General features: G+C 62.8%; 16 protein-coding genes and 1 pseudogene. 6 read left to right on the top strand and 11 right to left on the bottom strand.

Features of this window, described 5'->3' with window-relative positions:
• The first annotated feature begins 4 nt into the window (after positions 1-4).
• A pseudogene (locus J3P88_RS03810) lies at positions 5-111 on the top strand.
• A gap of 514 nt (positions 112-625) precedes the next feature.
• On the opposite strand, the gene J3P88_RS03805 reads toward J3P88_RS03810, so the two are convergent.
• Entirely contained in the window at positions 626-1,414 is a 789-nt protein-coding gene (locus J3P88_RS03805; RefSeq protein WP_434574061.1) for a YfaP family protein, read from the bottom strand.
• 476 nt (positions 1,415-1,890) lie between these two features.
• On the opposite strand from J3P88_RS03805, the gene J3P88_RS03800 reads away from it, so the two are divergent.
• The 5 genes from J3P88_RS03800 (at position 1,891) to J3P88_RS03780 (ending at position 8,421) form a co-directional block, all read left to right on the top strand.
• On the top strand, positions 1,891-3,027 hold the full coding sequence (locus tag J3P88_RS03800; RefSeq protein WP_434574060.1) for a Fic family protein: 1,137 nt from the start codon (positions 1,891-1,893) through the stop codon (positions 3,025-3,027).
• Positions 3,028-3,246: 219 nt separating this feature from the next.
• On the top strand, positions 3,247-3,489 hold the full coding sequence (locus J3P88_RS03795; protein ID WP_003185917.1) for an exodeoxyribonuclease VII small subunit: 243 nt from the start codon (positions 3,247-3,249) through the stop codon (positions 3,487-3,489).
• The gene (ispA, locus tag J3P88_RS03790) at positions 3,486-4,373 is read left to right on the top strand and encodes a (2E,6E)-farnesyl diphosphate synthase (RefSeq protein ID WP_186707676.1); all 888 of its coding nucleotides are present in this window, start codon (positions 3,486-3,488) and stop codon (positions 4,371-4,373) included. Before J3P88_RS03795 ends, ispA begins: the two co-directional genes overlap by 4 nt.
• A gap of 113 nt (positions 4,374-4,486) precedes the next feature.
• Entirely contained in the window at positions 4,487-6,385 is a 1,899-nt protein-coding gene (gene dxs, locus J3P88_RS03785; RefSeq protein ID WP_434574057.1) for a 1-deoxy-D-xylulose-5-phosphate synthase, read from the top strand.
• Positions 6,386-6,534: 149 nt separating this feature from the next.
• The gene (locus J3P88_RS03780; RefSeq protein WP_434574055.1) at positions 6,535-8,421 is read left to right on the top strand and encodes a TonB-dependent receptor domain-containing protein; all 1,887 of its coding nucleotides are present in this window, start codon (positions 6,535-6,537) and stop codon (positions 8,419-8,421) included.
• Positions 8,422-8,532: 111 nt separating this feature from the next.
• On the opposite strand, the gene J3P88_RS03775 is transcribed toward J3P88_RS03780, so the two are convergent.
• From J3P88_RS03775 to J3P88_RS03730, 10 genes are all read right to left on the bottom strand, one after another.
• Positions 8,533-9,318 (bottom strand): cobalamin-binding protein, encoded by a 786-nt coding sequence (locus J3P88_RS03775; RefSeq protein ID WP_434574053.1) that lies wholly within the window; start codon positions 9,316-9,318, stop codon positions 8,533-8,535.
• Positions 9,318-9,737 carry an MFS transporter gene (locus tag J3P88_RS03770; protein WP_411385761.1) on the bottom strand — a complete coding sequence of 140 codons (420 nt, stop codon included), beginning with the start codon at positions 9,735-9,737 and terminating at the stop codon, positions 9,318-9,320. The genes J3P88_RS03775 and J3P88_RS03770 overlap by 1 nt, the downstream gene beginning before the upstream one ends.
• Positions 9,734-10,351: a GTP cyclohydrolase II gene (gene ribA, locus J3P88_RS03765; protein WP_014340439.1), complete on the bottom strand. Its 618-nt coding sequence runs from the start codon at positions 10,349-10,351 to the stop codon at positions 9,734-9,736. The genes J3P88_RS03770 and ribA overlap by 4 nt, the downstream gene beginning before the upstream one ends.
• A 109-nt stretch (positions 10,352-10,460) precedes the next feature.
• A complete protein-coding gene (locus J3P88_RS03760; RefSeq protein WP_186707681.1) occupies positions 10,461-11,219 on the bottom strand; it encodes a substrate-binding periplasmic protein in 759 nt (252 codons plus the stop codon).
• Between the two features lie 11 nt (positions 11,220-11,230).
• On the bottom strand, positions 11,231-11,734 hold the full coding sequence (locus tag J3P88_RS03755; RefSeq protein ID WP_053125805.1) for a phosphatidylglycerophosphatase A family protein: 504 nt from the start codon (positions 11,732-11,734) through the stop codon (positions 11,231-11,233).
• Positions 11,731-12,696 carry a thiamine-phosphate kinase gene (gene thiL, locus J3P88_RS03750; protein WP_186729646.1) on the bottom strand — a complete coding sequence of 322 codons (966 nt, stop codon included), beginning with the start codon at positions 12,694-12,696 and terminating at the stop codon, positions 11,731-11,733. The genes J3P88_RS03755 and thiL overlap by 4 nt, the downstream gene beginning before the upstream one ends.
• 174 nt (positions 12,697-12,870) lie before the next feature.
• Positions 12,871-13,371 carry a transcription antitermination factor NusB gene (gene nusB, locus J3P88_RS03745; RefSeq protein ID WP_186707683.1) on the bottom strand — a complete coding sequence of 167 codons (501 nt, stop codon included), beginning with the start codon at positions 13,369-13,371 and terminating at the stop codon, positions 12,871-12,873.
• Positions 13,368-13,844: a 6,7-dimethyl-8-ribityllumazine synthase gene (gene ribH, locus J3P88_RS03740; protein ID WP_003206025.1), complete on the bottom strand. Its 477-nt coding sequence runs from the start codon at positions 13,842-13,844 to the stop codon at positions 13,368-13,370. Before ribH ends, nusB begins: the two co-directional genes overlap by 4 nt.
• 246 nt (positions 13,845-14,090) lie before the next feature.
• Positions 14,091-15,182 carry a bifunctional 3,4-dihydroxy-2-butanone-4-phosphate synthase/GTP cyclohydrolase II gene (ribBA, locus tag J3P88_RS03735; RefSeq protein ID WP_053125811.1) on the bottom strand — a complete coding sequence of 364 codons (1,092 nt, stop codon included), beginning with the start codon at positions 15,180-15,182 and terminating at the stop codon, positions 14,091-14,093.
• A gap of 16 nt (positions 15,183-15,198) precedes the next feature.
• Positions 15,199-15,861 (bottom strand): riboflavin synthase, encoded by a 663-nt coding sequence (locus J3P88_RS03730; RefSeq protein WP_186729645.1) that lies wholly within the window; start codon positions 15,859-15,861, stop codon positions 15,199-15,201.
• Positions 15,862-15,891: the final 30 nt, after the last annotated feature.

Genomic DNA, 15,891 nt, shown 5'->3' with positions numbered 1-15,891 from the left:
TGCTGGCGTTGTAGCTGAGCTGGTAAAGCGCGACGTCGTCACCGCCGACCTTGAGGTCGCTGAGCTTGCTCAGTTGCGTGTCATCCAAGGCGACTTTCGCCAACGGCTCCAGCACCTTTGCCAGGCCGCCGCGATCCATCACCAATAGGAAATCCTTGAGGCGACCGTCCGCACCGCGCCACAACGCGACGTCGGCCGGCTGGTCGAAAAGCGCTTCGATCAGGCTGTCCTGCAGCTTGAGGTCATGCTCGTAGATGATCCGGCGCAGGCTGCCGATCAGCCCGAGACGGTCGGCGTGGGCTTCGTAATAGAAGACGAAATCCTCGGTGAGCGTGGCCTTGAGGAACGGCACCGCCAACAGATCCTTGGGCAACTGGCTCAGGGAATGGGTCTCGAGCAAGCCGTCGGGACGGCTCAGGCCGAGTTTTTCCAATGCCAACGCCATGGGCGGCGCCTTGGGCTTGTTGATGAACCAGCCCAGCCCGGCGGCCACACCGGCGACCAGGCACAGCCCGATCAGTATCGCCGGCCAGCGGCGCACAGGTTTGGCGACAGGTGTCGGCGTGGTCGGGGAAGCAGTGTTGTCGCTCATATTCACAAGGGCCTGTTCATCCGTGGAGCGGATTTAGTAGTTGAAAGTCTTGACCAGCAACAGATCGCCAATGGCGCGCAGGGGCACGACAAAGGTCTCGCGTTTTTCATCGACGGTGTTTTCGTTGAGCACCAGGTTGATCTGCGAGGTGATCACCTCGTTCTGGTTGCTGGTCTCATCGAAGTTGTAGCCGCCGCTGCCGTAGTTGCCCCAATAGTTCACGTAGACCAGGTAGGTGCCGTGCATCGGCGCGGTCATGGTGAACATTTCCGGGCCGGGGCCATCGACGCCATCCGGGTCGAGGCCGCCGCCGTTGGTCAGCGCCGGGCGACCGAAGAAGGCATGTTGGCCGTCGGGTGTGACGATATGCAGGTCGAGCTCGGCCTTGGGGTCGTCCCAGCCCAGCACCACGCGGATCTGCGCCGGGGTGCGCAGGTTGTTGGCTTCATAGAATTGCACGCGCTTGAGGGACTGGCCTTCGGAGCTGCGCACCTCGACGCTGTTGGAGCCGGCGCCGAACGCATACGGCCGGGCGAACCGTCCTTCGTCGTCGGTATAGAGATTCAGTGGATTGCCGTTGACCGCCAGGCTGTGGGGCTGGCGCGCCGTGCCCATCGCCTTGATCTGGCCCTCGATCATCGTGCGGTTGCGCTGGATGCCGCGGTCGATGGGTGGCGTGGGATACGCGACTTGAGGGTTTTCCGTACGATCGAGCAAGCCGCTGTAGCGCCAGCCGCCCACCGGCTCCGACATTTCAGCCGAAGGCGCGGCCCACGCCAACGGCGCACTGAGCAACACGATCAATAAAGAAAGAAAACGCACGTATGCCTCCTGCCATGCACGACGCAACCCGGCGCCCTTCCAGGGCGCTGCTTGTAATTATTCGGGTTTCGTCTGAGGGCCCCGTTACAAGGCAATGCTGTTCACTTAAGGCAATCGATAAACCCGTGGCGAGGGAGCTTGCTCCCGCTGGGCCGCGAAGCGGCCCCAAAACCTGCCAATTGCGGCGTATCAGACACACCGCACCCGCCGGTTTACGACTGCTTCGCAGCCGAGCGGGAGCAAGCTCCCTCGCCACAGGGTCATCATTTTTCTTAAGTGAACGGCATTGCCGTTACAAGGGGCCGTAGATGGCGCGAAGAGTAGCCATTTGACGGATTTTTCACAATCGGGGAACACGCGATTCTGTGTGGGAAATCACGTACTGGGAGAGGCGTGAGCCGAATAGGGGATTTATTCGGCTCACGAAATGAGCCGAATAGCGCTATTATTCGGCTCATTCATCTCTGGACAGGCTCATGGCACCTCATTGGCTCTGGCTACAGCCCGATTGGCCCGACTTCCACTGGCAAGCTGAAGCATTGGCACCGCTGCTGCGAGAGTGCGTGCAGGCCCAAGGTCAATTGCTTGGCATGACGGGCGCGGTCACGGCTTCGCTCAGCGCCCAGAACGAACTGGATGCCTTGCTGCAAAACATCGTGACCTCCTCGGCCATCGAAGGAGAACAATTGAATGTGGGTTCGGTGCGCTCGTCCCTGGCTCGCCGACTGGGCCTGGAGCCCGTCGACGATAATCCCGCCAGCCCACGCAGCGAGGGCTTGGCGAATCTGTTGCTGGACGCAACCCGGCATTTCAACCAGCCGCTGACTGTCGAGCGCTTGCTGGATTGGCAAGAGTGGCTGTTTCCTGATCAAACCAACGATCTGGCTCATCGGCAGATCCGCGTCGGCACGCTACGCGGCGATGAACCGATGCAAGTGGTCTCGGGCAGGCTGGACCGACCTACCGTTCACTTCGAAGCCCCCCCGCGCCAGGGTCTTGAAGAGCAGTTGCAGCGGTTTATCGACTGGTTCGAGGCGAGCCGTCATCAGGTCGATCTCGACCCGTTGCTGCGAGCCGGCATCGCTCATTTCTGGTTTGTCACCCTGCACCCATTCGACGATGGCAATGGCCGCCTGACCCGCACCCTGACCGACCTGGCATTGGCCCAGGGCGAGGCCCAGGCGATCCGCTTCTACGCCATGTCCGCAAGCATCCTGGATGACCGCGCCGGTTATTACCGAATCCTTGAAAACAGCCAGAAGGCCACGCTGGATATCACCGCTTGGTTGACCTGGTTTCTGCAAACGCTGTTGCGCAGCCTGCACACCGCGATGGCGCAAATCGAAAGCGTGCTGGGCAAGACACGGTTCTGGCAGGCCCATCGCGCCTCAGCCCTCACTCCTGAACAGACCAAAGTGCTTAACCGGCTACTCGATGGAGGTGAAAAAGGGTTCGAACAGGGGATCAGTGCCGCTCAATACCAGGCCGTGGCCAAGGTCTCAAAGGCGACGGCCACGCGACACCTGGCGGAACTGCTGGAAAAAGGCTGCCTGGAGCGGATGCCCGGTGGCGGACGCAGCACCCGGTACAGAATCAACTATCCAGACAACTGAATACCGATTGTGGCGAGGGAGCTTGCTCCCGCTGGGCTGCGCAGCAGCCCCAAACCCGCCGGGTCGATCCAGTTTGCGACCGCTGCGCGCTCGAGCGGGAGCAAGCTCCCTCGCCACAAAAGCACTGGATCACAGCCCGCGTTACCCCGCCCTGATTTGCCCGAACACCCCATGTCTGCTAGTGTCGCGCCGGTTTAACAGTCAACCGGAATAGCCGCCATGGCCCGCAAAAAAGCTGCACTGGATTTCGAACAATCTCTGGCCGACCTGCAAACGCTGGTCGAACGCCTGGAGAACGGCGAATTGTCGCTGGAAGACTCGCTGACCGCCTTCGAGCAGGGTATCGGCTTGACTCGCGACTGCCAGGCGGCGCTGGCCCAGGCCGAGCAGAAGGTGCAATTGCTGCTCGAACGCGACGGTGAACTGACCGAAGAGCCTTTCGACGCGGAACAACCTGAATGATCGGCGCGTATCAGGCCAGCAGCCAGGCCCGGGTCAATGCTGCACTGGATACTTTGTTCAGCGCCCCGAGCCCAGAACTGGCGCGCCTGTACGAAGCCATGCGCTACAGCGTGATGAACGGCGGCAAACGTGTACGGCCGCTGCTGGCCTATGCCGCGTGCGAAGCCTTGGGCGGCCAGGCCGAACAGGCCAACGGCGCCGCCTGCGCGGTGGAACTGATCCATGCCTATTCGCTGGTGCACGACGATCTGCCGGCCATGGACGATGACGACCTGCGCCGCGGCCAGCCGACCACTCACAAGCAATTCGACGAAGCCTGCGCGATCCTGGCTGGCGACGGCTTGCAGAGCCTGGCCTTTAGCGCACTGCTGGACCCGGCCCTGAGCGATTGCCCAGCGCAGGTTCGCCTGGACATGGTCAGCGCCCTGGCGTTGGCGGCAGGCCCTGCCGGAATGGTCGGCGGCCAGGCCATCGACCTGGGCTCGGTGGGCCTGAAGCTGGACCAGGGCGCGCTGGAATACATGCACCGGCACAAGACCGGTGCCTTGATCGAAGCCAGCGTCAAACTCGGCGCCCTGGCCAGCGGTCGGGCCACCCCCGCACAACTGCAAGCCTTGCAGACCTACGCCCGGGCCATCGGCCTGGCGTTCCAGGTGCAGGACGACATCCTTGACGTCGAAAGCGATACCCAGACCCTGGGCAAACGCCAGGGCGCAGACATCGCGCGCGACAAGCCGACCTACCCGGCCCTGCTCGGCCTCGACGCGGCCAAGGCCTATGCCCTGGAGTTGCGCGACCAGGCCCTGGCCGCGCTGCGACCCTTTGACGCGGCGGCAGAGCCGTTGCGCGACTTGGCGCGTTATATCGTCGAACGACGCAGCTGATACAAGGTCAACCCTAAAGATTGCGTATCGGCCAAGTTCCGGCCTACGCGTGGGCAGCTTGCGATGCATAAGGTAAACTGCCGCCTCTTTCTATACCTATAACGATTCGCCTGATGCCCACGACGTTTCAAGAGATCCCCCGCAAGCGCCCGACCACGCCCCTGCTGGACCGCGCCAACACGCCGGACGGCCTGCGTCGCCTGGGTGAAGCCGAGCTGGAAACCCTGGCCGATGAGTTGCGCCTGGAATTGCTCTATACGGTCGGCCAGACCGGTGGGCACTTCGGTGCAGGCCTGGGCGTCATCGAGCTGACGATCGCGCTGCATTACGTGTTCGACACCCCGGACGACCGGCTGGTGTGGGACGTCGGACACCAGGCCTACCCGCACAAGATCCTCACCGATCGTCGCGAGCGCATGGGCACGCTGCGCCAGAAGGATGGCATCGCCGCCTTCCCGCGTCGCTCCGAGAGCGAATACGACACCTTTGGCGTCGGCCACTCCAGTACGTCCATCAGCGCCGCCCTGGGCATGGCGATTGCCGCCCGCCTGCAAAACAGCGAGCGCAAGGCGATTGCCGTGATCGGCGACGGCGCACTGACCGCGGGCATGGCCTTCGAAGCGCTGAACCACGCGCCGGAAGTCGACGCCAACATGCTGGTGATCCTCAACGACAACGACATGTCGATCTCGCGCAACGTTGGCGGTTTGTCCAACTACCTGGCGAAGATCCTCTCCAGCCGCACCTACGCAAGCATGCGCGAAGGCAGCAAGAAGGTCTTGTCGCGCCTGCCCGGCGCCTGGGAAATCGCCCGCCGCACCGAAGAATATGCCAAGGGCATGCTGGTCCCCGGCACGCTGTTCGAAGAACTGGGCTGGAACTACATCGGCCCCATCGACGGCCATGACCTGCCTACCCTGATCGCCACCCTGCGCAACATGCGTGACCTCAAGGGCCCGCAGTTCCTGCACGTGGTCACCAAGAAAGGCAAAGGCTTCGCCCCGGCGGAAGTCGACCCGATTGGCTACCACGCCATCACCAAGCTCGAACCCCTGGACGCCCCGGCGGCTGCGCCAAAAAAAGCCGGCGGACCGAAATACTCCGGCGTCTTTGGCCAATGGCTGTGCGACATGGCCGCCGCCGACCCGCGCCTGGTGGGCATCACCCCGGCGATGAAGGAAGGCTCGGACCTGGTGGCCTTCAGCGAACGCTACCCGCAGCGCTATTTCGACGTGGCGATTGCCGAGCAGCACGCCGTGACCCTCGCCGCCGGCATGGCCTGTGAAGGCGCCAAGCCGGTGGTGGCGATCTACTCGACGTTCCTGCAGCGGGCCTACGACCAATTGATCCATGACGTGGCGGTGCAGAACCTCGATGTGTTGTTCGCCATCGACCGCGCCGGCCTAGTGGGCGAAGACGGCCCGACTCACGCTGGCAGCTTCGACCTGTCGTTCCTGCGCTGCATCCCCGGCATGCTGGTGATGACCCCGAGCGATGAAAACGAGCTGCGCAAGATGCTCACCACCGGCCACCTGTTCAATGGCCCGGCGGCGGTGCGCTACCCGCGTGGCACCGGCCCGAACGCGACGATCTCGGCCGACCTCGAGCCCATCGAGATCGGCAAGGGCGTGATTCGCCGCCAGGGCAAGCAAACCGCCCTGCTGGTGTTCGGCGTGCAACTGGCCGAGGCCTTGAAAGTCGCCGAAAAACTCGATGCCACTGTGGTGGACATGCGTTTCGTCAAACCCCTGGACGAAACCCTGGTGCGCGAGATGGCCGGCAGCCATGAACTGCTGGTGACCGTCGAGGAGAACGCCATCATGGGCGGCGCCGGCGCAGCGGTCAGCGAGTTCCTGGCGCGGGAAAACATCCTCAAGTCGGTGCTGCACCTGGGCCTGCCCGATGTCTACGTCGAACACGCCAAGCCGGCGCAGATGCTGGCCGAATGCGGTTTGGACGAGGTTGGAATCGAAGCCGCGGTGCGGCTGCGGTTGCAGTTGTTAGGCTTGTAATTTTTCAAACAACGCAGAACCCTTGTGGGAGCGGGCTTGCTCGCGAATGCGGTGTATCAGTCGACATCGATATTGACTGATGCACCGCATTCGCGAGCAAGCCCGCTCCCACACTGGTTTTGTGTGGACCAAGAAATCACGGAACACCCATGAAACGCCGCCTCACCCTAGCCCTCGCCCTGCTCCCCATCCCCATCCCCAACCTGCTCGCCGACACCTTCGAACGCGACCAGGCCCTGAAGCTGCCCGACATCGTCATCAGCGCCAACCGCCAGGTCGAGGCCCGCAATGACAGCAGTGCCGCCAATACGATCTTCACCCGCGACGACATCAACCGCCTGCAACCGGCCAGCGTCACCGACCTGCTCAGCCGTGTGCCCGGCGTGCAAGTGGCGCCCCTGGGTGGGCGCGGCAGCCTGCCAGGGATTTACATTCGCGGCTCCAAATCAGCCCAGAGCCTGGTATTGGTGGATGGCCAGCGCATCGGCAACGCCACCTCCGGCGACAGCAACCTGCAACGCCTGAACATCAACCAGATCGAGCGCGTGGAAGTGCTGCGCGGTTCGCGCTCGGTGATCTACGGTGCCGATGCGGTGGGTGGGGTGATCCAGATTTTCACCCGGCGCGGCAACGAGCAAGGCCTGCAACCGCGCCTGCATGTGGGTGCCGGCAGCCAGCAGACCTGGGAGCGCAGTGTAGGCCTGTCCGGCGGCGATGAGCAGACCCGCTTCAACCTCGGCGCCAGCCTCGACGACAGCGTCGGCAGCAATCGGACCCACGAGTCCTACGCCAGCGACCGCGACAACGATGCCAATCGCAACCAGTCCTTCAGCCTGAGCCTGAGCCATGCCGCCAGCGATGACTTGGAAGTTGGCCTGAACCTGCTGGATAACCGCGGCAAGAGCGAATACGACAACCCGTTCGGCCGCTTCGACCCGGCCACCTTCGAATCCCTGCCCCAGCAACCCTATAGCGAGTTTGCGGTGAGCAGCTTCAGCACCTATATGGACGGCCGAATCAACGACAGCTGGAAGTCGCGCCTGGAACTGGGCCACAGCGAAAACCGCGAAAAAACCTTCGACAAGCTCAGCGACGTCCGCGAAGTCTTCAACACCTACCGCGACTCCGTGACCTGGCAGAACGATGTGACCCTGAACGCGCGCAACAGCCTGATCGTCGGCGGTGACTGGTATCAGGACCGGGTCAACAGCAGCACGCCGTTCGACGAAGACAGCCGTTGGAACCGCGCAGCGTTTATCCAGCACCGCTTCCAGGCCGAAAATTTTTCGACAGAGCTGGGCCTGCGCCGCGACCAGAACCAGCAATTTGGTGGACAGAACAGTTGGAGCGGCACCCTGACCCTGCCGGTCAACCCGGACAACAATGTGCTGCTGACCTACAGCGAAAGCTTCCGCGCGCCGACCTTCAACGACCTGTACTACCCGGACTACAGCAACCCGGATTTAAAACCCGAGACAGCCAAGAGCTACGAACTGCAATGGCGCAGCCAACTGAGCGACAGCGCCCGCCTGGAAACCTCGCTGTACCGCACCGACCTGGAGGACGCGATCATCTTTGGCCGTGACTCTCGCCCACAAAACGTCGCCTCGGCGCGGATCAACGGTTTTGAAATGGCCTACCTGCAGGATCTGTTCGGCTGGCAGGGCAATCTGGCCCTGGCCATCATCGACCCACGGGACCGCGACAGCGGCCACACCCTCGCCCGCCGCGCCCGACGGACGTTGAGCCTGGACCTGGATCGGCAATTCGATCGGTTGGGCCTGGGTGCCACTTGGCAAGCGGTGAGCAGCAGTTACGACGACGAAGACAACCGCAACGCCCTGGGTGGCTATGCCCTGCTCGGGTTGCGCGCCACTTGGGCGTTGACCCGGGAGGTGAAGCTGGAGATGAAGGTGGATAACCTGTTGGACAAAGGGTACAGCCGGGCGCTGTATAGCCATGATGGAGGGCAATATGGGTATCGGGAGGAAGGTCGGAGTTGGTTGTTTGGGGTGACTTGGACACCCTCTCTCTGATCCGCGATTTGTAGCGTTTGAGCGGACCTCTTCGCGAGCAAGCCCGCTCCCACAGTTGAAATGCATACCCCCTGTGGGAGCGAGCCTGCTCGCGATTGGGGGCGCCGCGGTCTACCTGTCCGGCGCAATCAACTCACACAACCGCGCCGTCGCCTCGATCATCTGCCCACTGGGCCGCTCCAGCCCCTTGTCATTGACCAGCAGCAATCGCCCCTGCGCCACCGGCCAGGTTTTCCAGGCATCGAGCTGCGCCTGTTCGGTGGCGAGGATGACCTGTGGATTGCGCTGCAGCACCGCCTCCACACTCACCTGCGGAGCCGGCACGCTCAGGTCGGCGAAGACGTTGCGCGCCCCGCACACCGCCAGCGCATCACTGATGATCTGCCCGCCACCGACGGTGTATAGCGGCCGGTCCCAGACTTGGTAGAACACCGGCAACGGCGGGTCCCGACGATAGCGCTGGCGTAACCCCTCAAGACGCACGCGCAACTGCGCCGCCCGCCGCACGCCGCGCTCCGGCCGACCGAGTTGCAAGGCGATGGTCTCGATTTGCGTGATGAGTTGGTCGAGGCTGCGAGGCTCGGCGGTATAGATGGGAATGCCCAGCGTTTTAAGCTGCTCGCGCTGGGCCGGGCCGACACTGCCGGGCCAGAGCAGGAGAAGATCGGGCTTGAGGCTGAGCAAGCGCTCCATCTCCAGTTGCCCGTAACGACCCACTGAGGGCACTGCCTTGAGCACCGGCGGACGCTCACCGCCATCCAGCACGCCTACCAACAGGTCGGCGGAATCCAGCTCAACGACGATTTCCGACAGCGACGGCGCGAGACTGACGACCCGCGAGGCCGCCATCGTCGAGGCGCTGACGGCCAGCAGCAAGACCGCCAGCCAGCGGCTCATCAGCCGAGTTGACGCGGGATGCGGTACAGGTAGAACAACACGGCGGTCGACAAGGCCAGTAGCATCAACGGCACCGCTTCCAGCCCAACGAACACCGCCAGAGCGCCAACCCAGGCCGGCAACCCGGCCACCAGCAAAGCGGCGCGGCGACGGGCCGCCAAATCAATCCAGGCCTGGGGTTCTTCGGGCGTGTCGAGGGCTTTCTGGGTGGTGATCAAGGCCTGTTTATACGGCCCGAAGAAGCGCAGGCTGACAAACATCGACGCCACGCCGGCAATGAACAGCGGCATCGCCAGCACCGGCAGAATCGCTTCGCCCTGGCCGAACACCGCATTGATCACAAACAAGGGCAGCAAGGCCAGGGCCAGGTATTGCCACCAACTGACCGACAGCCGCCGCCGAACCTGACCGCGCGTCACGCCCGATCAACCTCGCCCTGGTGCTCGTTGCCCATCATGTGGTCGAGCTTGCTGGCCTTGGTCGCCAGGTAGAGTTTGTTGTGGGGGTTGTGACCGGTGTGCAGCGGCACACGCTCGGCCACCACGATGCCCATGTCGGTCAACGCCTTGACCTTGCGCGGGTTGTTGGTCATCAAGCGCAGCGACTTCACGCCCAGGTGCTCCAGCATTGGCAGGCAAATGCTGTAGTCACGCAGGTCGGCGGCAAAGCCCAGGCGTTCGTTGGCTTCCACGGTATCGGCGCCGCCGTCTTGCAGCTCATAGGCGCGGATCTTGTTCAACAGGCCAATGCCACGGCCTTCCTGGCGCAGGTACAGCAACACGCCACGGCCTTCGCGGGCGATGGCCTGCAGCGCGGCCTCGAGTTGCGAACCGCAATCGCAGCGCTGGCTGAACAATGCATCGCCCGTCAGGCATTCGGAATGCAAGCGGCCCAACACCGGAGAACCGTCGGCGAAATCACCCAGGCTCAACACAACGTGCTCGCGGCCGGTGGCTTCATCGAGAAAACCATGCATGGTGAATTGCGCAAAGGGCGTTGGCAGCTTGGAAGCGGCAACAAAAACGACAGGCACCGGTGTGCTCCTGATCTAGTACTGGAGATTCGCAGAGGCGGGCATTGTAACAGCACGATCCGGCAGACGCTTAGGCTGAATTATCGGCCATCACTATCGAAAAGTTTGATCAAGGCTTCGGTGGCTGGCCGTGCTCGTCAAAAGGATAGGGTTGCTTCCAGCGTTCGAAAATCGGTTTCAACTGGCCGGTTTTCACCAGCACTTCCATCCGCCGATCGAACAGTTCGCTCAGTGCCTTCCCCTTGGCGTTGTTGGCAAAGCCCAGATACAGCGGCAAATTGATCAACGGCGAGAGTTTGAACTGCTTCGGGTTCTCGGCCTTGGCGAGCACATCCTGGATTTCCATCAACGCATCGATATAAAAATCGGCACGATCATGGACCAGCATCGGCAAGATGCCCACGGCGCGGTGGATTTCATTGAAGCGTCGGATATTGGGCAGGTAGTTGTTGTATTCGTACCCTCGCATCCACACCAGCCGGTAATTGCCTACCGTCGCCAGCGTGGGGGACGGCTTGGAGGCGAGCCCCAGGGCATAGATGTGATCGACGTCATAGTGCCACTTCGGGTACAGCACACCTTCGGACTCATCCCGATAGGCGCCGACCTGCACCTCGACCTCACCGCGCTGCACCAACCCGATCGAGCGGGTGTAAGGCACGCTGCGGATCTCCAGCTTGACGCCTTCGGGCTCGAACACCGCGCGCAAGATGTCCCAACCCATGCCCTGGCCATCGGCCTGGGTGTAATCGGCCCATTCCTCGCTGGCCGCACGGATCTTGTCGGGCAATGGCGCCGACTGGGCCGCCCCCGCTCCCACACAGGCTCCCAAACACAGCAACAGCAGTAGTGCGCGGCTTACGCCCATGCCTGGCTCCTTCAGGTGAAACACCACACCAATCCTTGCATTGCCAGCCAGGCGAACACCCCGGCCAGTACATCGTCGAGCATGATCCCGACACCTCCGTGCACATGTCGGTCGATCCAGCGGATCGGCCACGGCTTGAGGATATCGAAGAAACGGAACACCAGAAATCCCGTCAGCAACCAGTACCAGCCTTCCGGTACCAGCCACAAGGTGATCCACATGCCGACCATTTCGTCCCAGACGATCCCTTCATGGTCGTGCACCCTCAGGTCGTCCGCCACTTTGCCACACAGCCAGAAGCCAAACAGCATGGTGATGCCCAGCATCAACCAGTAGCCCCAGTCCGGCAACATCTGCCACAACGGTATGAAGGGTAGCGCAACCAGCGAGCCCCAGGTGCCCGGCGCTTTGGGTAAAGTGCCCGAACCGAAGCCAAACGCCAGGAAATGCCAGGGATTGCGCCAGACCGAAGGCGGAACGAACTCTGCCGGGACCTGGTTGGGATGATCTGTCACGGTGTCTCCCGAAAATGTTGATAGCCCCGTGTTTGCGGGGTGATGTCGTGTCCGACGTCGTCGACCAGCGTGACGCCCTGCCCGGCCAGTACGCTGCCGATCACGTGGATCGGCCCGCCTTCGGCCTGCAACGCCGGCCATCGGCTCGGTGGCACGGCGAACAACAGCACGTAATCGTCACCGCCGCTCAGGGCGGCCTGCTCAGCATCCGCCCGGCCAAAAAACGCTAGCAGAGCGTTGGACAGCGGCAGTCGGTCCCGTTCCACCTGCAAGGCCACCCCGGATGCGAGGGCGATATGCCCGCAATCGGCCAGCAAGCCATCGGAAATATCCATCGCCGCGCTGGCCTTGCCCCGCAACGCCAGGCCCAAGGCGATCTGTGGTCGCGGTGACCAATAATGAGCCAGCAGCGGCTCGGCGATGGCGGGCTCGGCGTGACGCTGGCCGAGCACCAACGGCAATGCGCCGGCGGCATTGCCCAACTCGCCGCCGACGCACAGCAGGTCGCCGGGCTGCGCGCCGCCGCGGGTCAAGGCCTGGCTGCCAGGCACATGGCCGAACACTGTCATGGTCAGGCTCAGCGGCCCGCGTGTGGTGTCGCCTCCCACCAGCGCCACGCCACAGGCCTGGGCCATCAGGTTCAAACCGCGGGCATAGGCTTGCAGCCAATCGGTGGTCACCGTCGGCAGGGTCAAGGCAAGGGTAAAGGCGAAGGGCTTGGCGCCCATGGCGGCCAGGTCACTGACCGCCACGGCCAGCGAGCGCTGGCCGAGCAGGAACGGATCGCAAGGGTCTGGAAAGTGTACGCCGGCCACAAGCGTGTCGGTGGACACCGCCAGCTGTTCCCCGGGAGGAACGGCCAGCAGGGCGCAGTCGTCGCCGATCCCCAGCGCAACGCCCTCGCCGCCCTGCGCACAAGGCGCGGCGGCGAAGTAGTTACGGATCAGCTCGAACTCACCCATTAAGTGTCCTGTCTCACCCATGCTGTTCTTTTATCGGCGCCCGTTGGCGCCATACTGCGTTGCCGCTCCTCGCCATAGCGGGCTATGACTCGTCGCGGCGCCTTGTCTGGCACCAACAGTCACTCGACAAAAAACGAACGCATGGGCGAGACAGGACACCGCTGCAAGCACCAATCAGCGCTTGAACGCCTTCACTTCAGCTTCACGCAGGCGTGGGGCGAGCTTGTCGAGCACACCGTTGACGAACTTATGACCATCGGTGGAACCGAAGACTTTCGCCAGCTCGATCCCTTCGTTGATCACCACGCGGTACGGCACGTCGACGCGCTGCATCAGTTCCCAGGTGGACAGGCGCAACACCGCCAACTCAACCGGGTCCAGCTCGTCGATCGTCAGGTCCAGGCAAGGTGCCAGGGCGATGTCGATCTCGGTCTTGTGAGCCGGCACGCCATGCAGGATCTCGCGGAAATAAGCACCGTCGACATCACTGAAATCGTTATCGACTCGAAATTGCGCCTCGATCTCGTTCAGCGATTGCTTGGCCATGTGCCATTGGTACAGCGCTTGCGTCGCGAGCTGACGGGCTTCACGGCGCTTGACGCTTTTCGACGGCTTGCCGGCATCCGCAGGCTTTGGATCGCGCGGGTTGAAACGATCGCTTTCGTCGCTAATCACTTGGCCTCCAACTGCGCCAGCAGACTGACCATTTCCAGGGCGGACAGGGCAGCTTCGGCACCTTTGTTACCGGCCTTGGTGCCGGAACGTTCGATGGCTTGCTCGATGGAATCAACGGTCAGCACGCCGAAAGCGACCGGCACGCCGAACTCCATGGACACCTGGGCCAGGCCCTTGGTGCATTCGCCAGCCACGTATTCGAAGTGCGGAGTACCGCCACGAATGACCGCGCCCAAGGCGATGATCGCCGCATATTCGCCCTTTTGAGCGACTTTCTGCGCAACCAGCGGAATTTCGAAGGCGCCAGGGGCGCGGATGATAGTGATGTCGCTTTCGCTCACGCCATGGCGAACCAGGGCATCGACCGCACCGCCCACCAGGCTCTCGACCACGAAACTGTTGAAACGGCCCACTACCAGAGCGTAGCGGCCTTTGGGGGCGATGAAGGTACCTTCGATGGTCTTCAGGGTCATTCGTCAGATCTCTTAAAGAGCCAGAGCGCGTTCTATAACACGCTCCTCAGTGATATTAGCCACGAATACAGGGCTGTGGATCCCGCCATCTCGTTCACTTGCACATCCTCTGTGGCGAGGGAGCTTGCTCCCGCTGGGCTGCGTAGCGGCCCTTTTTGGTGGGCGCTGCGCACCCAAGCGGGAGCAAGCTCCCTCGCCACAATGAATCCAACAAGCCTTAACGATAATGCCGCAATCCCCGGGCCATTATTCAGAGGGCACGTATTCTACAACTTCCAGATCGAAACCGGATATCGCATTAAATTTCATCGGTGCGCTCATCAAGCGCATTTTACGCACGCCCAGGTCCCGAAGGATCTGCGAACCGGCACCGACGATGCTGTAGGTGGTCGGTTTTTTCGGCGCCGCCTGGTCGGCGGTTTCGCGGATGTGCGCCAGCAGCACGTCACCATCGAGCGGGTGACCGAGCAACAACACCACGCCGCTGCCGGCCTCGGCCACGGCGGCCATGGCGGCCCGCAGGCTCCAGCGGCCGGGTTGCTTGACCATCAGCAGGTCGCGCAGCGGGTCCATGTTGTGCACACGCACCAGGGTCGGTTCTTCGGCGCATACGGTGCCCAGGGTCAGCGCCATGTGCACGTCACCTTCCACCGAGTCGCGGTAGGTCACCAGGTTGAACTGGCCCAGTTCGCTGTCCAGTGGCTGCTCGGCAATCCGCTGAACGGTACGTTCGTGGATCATCCGGTAGTGGATCAGGTCGGCGATGGTGCCGATCTTGATGTTGTGTTCGGCGGCGAAGGTTTCCAGTTCCGCGCGACGGGACATGGTGCCGTCGTCGTTCATCACTTCGCAGATCACGCCGCTGGGTTCGAAACCGGCCATGCGCGCCAGGTCGCACGCCGCTTCGGTGTGGCCGGCGCGGGCCAGGGTGCCGCCGGCCTGGGCCATCAGCGGGAAGATATGGCCGGGGCTGACGATGTCTTCGGCCTTGGCGTCCCGGGCGGCAGCGGCCTGTACGGTGCGCGCGCGGTCAGCGGCGGAGATCCCGGTGGTCACGCCCTCGGCGGCCTCGATGGACACGGTGAACTTAGTGCCGAAGCCCGAGCCGTTTCGCGGCGCCATCAGCGGCAGCTTCAACAGCTCGCAGCGCTCGCGGGTCATCGGCATGCAGATCAGCCCACGGGCATGCTTGGCCATGAAGTTGATGTGTTCGGCCTTGCAGCATTCGGCGGCCATGATCAGGTCGCCTTCGTTCTCGCGGTCTTCGTCATCCATGAGGATGACCATCTTGCCTTGGCGGATGTCTTCAACCAGTTCTTCGATGCTATTGAGCGCCACGCGGCACCCCCTTGGGTCAGGATTTGAGGTAGCCGTTGGCGGCCAGAAAACTTTCAGTGATGTTACCGGCTGCAGGCGTTGCGGCCTTGTCGCCCAGCAGCAGGCGCTCGAGGTAACGGGCCAGCAAGTCGACTTCCAGGTTGACCCGGCGACCTGGCCGGTACGAAGCCATGATGGTTTCGCTCAGGGTGTGGGGAATGATCGTCAGCAGGAATTCGGCGCCGTCCACCGCGTTGACCGTCAGGCTGGTGCCGTCGACGGTGATCGAGCCTTTATGGGCGATGTACTTGGCCAGTTCCTTCGGGGCGCGGATGCGAAACTCCACGGCCCGGGCGTTATCCGTGCGCGAGACCACTTCGCCGACGCCGTCCACGTGGCCGCTGACCAGGTGCCCACCCAGGCGAGTGGTGGGGGTCAAGGCTTTTTCCAGGTTGACCGGGCTGCCGCTCTTGAGGTCGTTCATGGCCGTGCAGTCGAGGGTTTCGCGGCTGACGTCCGCCAGGAAACCGTTGCCCGGCAATTCGACAGCGGTCAGGCACACGCCGTTTACCGCGATGCTGTCGCCCAGCTTGACGTCGCTCAGGTCGAGCTTGCCGGTTTCGACATGGACCCGCACATCGCCGCCCTTGGGGGTGAGTGCACGGATGCTGCCGATGGATTCGATGATGCCGGTAAACATGGAGTCCTCCTCGAGAACGGGCCGCCGCTT

This window comes from Pseudomonas sp. Z3-6, from assembly GCF_051131985.1.
Classification (GTDB): domain Bacteria; phylum Pseudomonadota; class Gammaproteobacteria; order Pseudomonadales; family Pseudomonadaceae; genus Aquipseudomonas; species Aquipseudomonas zanjanensis.
Note: the sequence above shows the minus strand (reverse complement) of the source record. Positions and strands in the feature narration are given on the sequence as shown.